Annotated in this window: 4 protein-coding genes; 1 reads left to right on the top strand and 3 read right to left on the bottom strand. The window is 66.3% G+C overall.

What is annotated here, in order from left to right; genetic code table 11:
- Positions 1-126: 126 nt before the first annotated feature.
- The 3 genes from B207_RS0104365 to B207_RS0104375 all read right to left on the bottom strand — a co-directional run bounded on the left by B207_RS0104365 (position 127) and on the right by B207_RS0104375 (position 2,983).
- Positions 127-561 (bottom strand): hypothetical protein, encoded by a 435-nt coding sequence (locus B207_RS0104365; protein ID WP_018635303.1) that lies wholly within the window; start codon positions 559-561, stop codon positions 127-129.
- A complete protein-coding gene (locus tag B207_RS0104370; RefSeq protein WP_018635304.1) occupies positions 561-1,427 on the bottom strand; it encodes an IS5 family transposase in 867 nt (288 codons plus the stop codon). The genes B207_RS0104365 and B207_RS0104370 overlap by 1 nt, the downstream gene beginning before the upstream one ends.
- A 68-nt stretch (positions 1,428-1,495) precedes the next feature.
- On the bottom strand, positions 1,496-2,983 hold the full coding sequence (locus B207_RS0104375; protein WP_230204831.1) for a hypothetical protein: 1,488 nt from the start codon (positions 2,981-2,983) through the stop codon (positions 1,496-1,498).
- Here B207_RS0104375 and B207_RS37860 point away from each other — a divergent pair.
- Positions 2,929-3,818 (top strand): TIR domain-containing protein (locus B207_RS37860; protein ID WP_154675141.1); only part of this gene is annotated, 890 nt, incomplete at its 3' end. The two genes, B207_RS0104375 and B207_RS37860, sit on opposite strands and share 55 nt — an antisense overlap.

The following is a 3,818-nucleotide window of genomic DNA, read 5'->3' on the forward strand; positions in this document are numbered from 1 at the left end:
CGGGACGCACGGACATGCTCCTACAGGGCGAAAGACACAAAAGCCGTCGGCATCAAAGGTGATTTATCGTCACCAGGACTACGTAAACATCCAGTGAGAGGGCGTTATGTGAGGCTTTTTTTGATCTCAGACTGGGTTGATCTTCGGGGTGGGTGGGTCGGGACGGGGCAGGACGAACAGGCCGGCCTCGGGCTCGATGAGGATGCCCCGTTCCACCAGGCGCTTGAGTCTGGTGCGCACGCTCTGCAGGTCCCGAGGCTCGGTGCCGGTCTCCAGCACCTGGCAGACCTGCTTGACGTGCAGCCCGTCCCCGGACCGGGCAACCACCGCCAACACCTCCCGATAGCCGGCCGGTAGCGGCGCCGGCCCGCCGCCCGAGTCCTCGCCGGTGTCCGCACCGGCGAGTTCCAGCACCGTCTCCCGGGTGATCTCCAACCGTTCCCGGGTGCGTTCGGCGGCAGCGAGCTGCTCGCGCAACCCGCTGATCTGCTCACGGAGCCGTTCCACCTCCTGGCCGGCCCGCACCCACCTGGCTTCGATCCTCTCCAGCAGTTCCCGCATCACCGTCCCCCGTCCCCCCCACCGGGCGGCGTGTCACGCCACGTCGGGGTGGCCGCCCCGGTCAACCGCCGGACCATCACATCGATCATCGACCAGTGGATCATCGCGACCGCGCTGTCCGGTCTCGTCTCGTAGTCCCGGGCCAGGCGCCGGTGCAACATCCAGATCCCGTAGGCCTGCTCCACCACCCACCGTTTCGGTTCCGGCGCGAACCCACGCGCCCCGGGCTCACGGTGCACCACCTCGACCTCGATCCCCACCGCGGCGCCGTGCTCGACCACCGCGTTCTTGAACCCCGCATCCACCCATGCCTTACGCACCGCCGGTTCCTGCGCGGCGACCCGTTCGAGGAGCGCGACCCCGATGGCGTTGTCGTGCACGCTCGCGGCGACCACGACCACCGCGACGACCAGACCGAGAACGTCCACCGCCAGCCCTCGTTTCCGTCCTGGGCTCTTCTTCCCCGGGTCCAGCCCCGTGGTGTCCCGCGGGGCGTTGGTGGAAGCCCGCACCGTCTGGGAGTCCAGCACGACCGCGCTCGGGTCGGGACGGCGTCTGCGCTGCTCGCGGGCCTGCCAGCGCAGCAGGTCATGAACGGTCCCGGTGGTGCCGTCGTCGCGCCAGGTCCCGAAGTAGTAGTAGACCGCGCCGGGCGGAGGCAGATCGTGGGGCAGGTAACGCCACTGGCAGCCGGTCCGGGCCTGGTAAAGGATCGCGTTGACGATCTCACGGAGGTCGTAGCGGCCGGTATGCCCGCTGACCGAGGGGTGCCGGGCCTTCCAGGACTCCAGGACCGGGCCGATCAGCTCCCACGCCTCATCAGAAAGATCACTGGGATAGGGCTTGCGGGTCTGTGTGCTGTCCATGCTTTCCAGCAGAACGCATCCCGGCGGAACCGCAACCCGACATCACCGACACCGGCACACAGCCAGGCCTAGAACAGGCGCCAACCCGTAATCCCCGCCAGAGACCTCAACAAGTCACATAACTTCCTCTGAGAGAGCGCGGTCGAGAGCCAGTCCAACGCACTGCGCGGGTCGGGAAGGCAGTCGTACGTAGCGAACATCGTGATCTGTGAGCGCAGGTAGCGCCGGTCAGTCGAGAAGGTCGGGTCCTGCTCAAAGCCGGCCGGTGGGGTGAAGCGGGTGTTGCGCAGGCCAGCGATGACGGTCGCGCACAGCTCCAGCGCGACGGTTTGCAGCCCTCCACACGCCGCGACGACCTCGGCGGCGCGTCCGTCCTCGGTGCGGTGCGGCCGGGAGCCGTCGGCGCCGATCCGCCGCTCGATCTCGGTGAAGATGCAGTCGTCGTTCCAGTAGTTGCCGTAGAACTTCTCGCCGGTGATCACCTCGGCGAGCACATACAGGCCACTGCCAACCCAGGACCCGCCGAACTCGCACATGGACCACAGCCACACCAGCACCGCGGCCGGATCGCTCAACCCATGGGGCCACGGGTCCTCTGCCTGCCGGTAGAAGCCGGGCGGGTCGGGATCGACGAACTGAACGATCCGTAGCCGGCCCTTGGCGACGGACGAGATCACCTGTCGGGCGCTGACGTCGTCCGGCCGTTCCTGAAGCCGCTCGTGTGCGGCTTGCTGAAGCCAGCCGATCACACGGCAGACCTGGCCCAGGGTGACCGCCGCTTCGACCTCACTGACGTGATCCTCCGCCGCTGCTCCGGTGCCGGTCAGCTCGGTGAGCCGGTAGCTGGAGTGCAACGCCCCATCGATGAGATGGGGGAGCGCGACGCGCGCCGCATCACCAGTCAGGTCGTGGTACAGCACCGCGCGCCCGACCCGCTCGATCAAGTACGTGAGCAGCGCCAACCGCCATCGGGCGACCTCGGCGTGCTCGTCGTCGCGTGCCTGCCGTGCCACTTCCGTCATGCGCTGACCGAGGGCTGCGACGTCCGCGCTGTCGATCGCTGTCTCGACCGCGCCCAAGTACCCGGCAAGAGCGTGCGCCCGGTCGACCCGAACCGGCCGGCCGGACCGCGCGGCGCGTCTGAGATCCTCGGAAGCCAGGCGAGCAAGGAAAAGCTGCCGACCTTCACCGGCAAGCACTCGTAGGAGCGCCTGTAGCGAGTCGATGCCCAAGATGAGCTGCGCGACCACAAGCCCGAGACTGACGTCGACCAGGAGGCCGCCGCGCCCGGTGATGTCCGCAGCGGCAGGAAGCAGCACGGAGAAGGTGCCCGTCGTCAGCCAGAGGACGAGGCCGGTCTCTTCCACCAAGTCGAGGAAGGACGGCCAGACCGTATCAGGGTCCGCGCTGACCGCGAAGACAATCGTCTGCGCAGTCAGCAGCGCTGTGAACAGGCCCAACCCGAGCTGCCATATGACACCGGCCTTCGCCGCTGACACCGATGCGCCGGCCGCCCACAGCCCAACCGCTCCGGCTGCGGTCGCCAGTACCACCACGGATCGAAGCGCCAGCTTGCGACTCGTTGACACCATCCCCCCGCCGCCGACTCGGCTCCGCCGCCGCAGTCAAGTGTTCCACGAGTGGTCCTCATGTGTGTCCAAAAGAAGCCAGTGACGCTCAGCTGTGCCCAGCCCGCCGCCGGCGAGCGTTCGTTCTGGGGCAGGATCCCGGCCCTGCCTGTGATGACGCCGCGTCGCCATGGGATGCTAGCCATGTGAACGAGGGCGCAGCGGACGGCGGGTGGGACTTTTTTGTCTCGTATACCCGAGCGGACCAAGCGTGGGCAGAATGGATTGCTTGGACGCTGGAAGAAGCCGGGTACAGTCTCCTTATTCAAGCTTGGGATTTTGTGCCAGGAGCGCACTGGATTTCTAGCGTGGAGCGTGGGGTGCAGCAGGCAAAGCGGACCATCGTAGTCTTGAGTGAAGGCTACGAAGAATCGATGGCCGCATCGGCAGAGTGGTGGCACGTATGGAGCGCCGATCCGCCAGATTCCCTGAAGCAAATTTTGCCTGTGCGGGTGGAGAGTTTCACACCCAGAAGCTTCCCTTTGCCGTTCGGAGCAGTCGATCTATTCAATGTTGACAGACTCGAAGCGCGGGCAAAACTGTTGACGGCAGTGAAGCTAGGGCTGCCCGCACAGGGCGCGCTTCTCTCCGAATCGGAGGGGCGCGTTAGAGCTGTTCCGGTCCCGTTGCCATTCCCCGGCGAGCAACTGGTCGATGCTGAACATTTCGACACGCTGGTGTCAAGGAACAATCTGGCGAGTGTCTATCGGGATCTCGGCAGGTTGGATGAGGCTGTTGCGCTTTACCAGCGGACGCTGGCGGA

The sequence above is a fragment of the Parafrankia elaeagni genome (assembly GCF_000374165.1).
Classification (GTDB): Bacteria; Actinomycetota; Actinomycetes; order Frankiales; family Frankiaceae; genus Parafrankia; species Parafrankia elaeagni.

Excerpts from the sequence above, each read along its gene's own strand:
- B207_RS0104365 (WP_018635303.1), bottom strand. The coding sequence starts at position 561 with ATGCGGGAACTGCTGGAGAGGATCGAAGCCAGGTGGGTGCGGGCCGGC.
- B207_RS0104370 (WP_018635304.1), bottom strand. The coding sequence starts at position 1,427 with ATGGACAGCACACAGACCCGCAAGCCCTATCCCAGTGATCTTTCTGAT.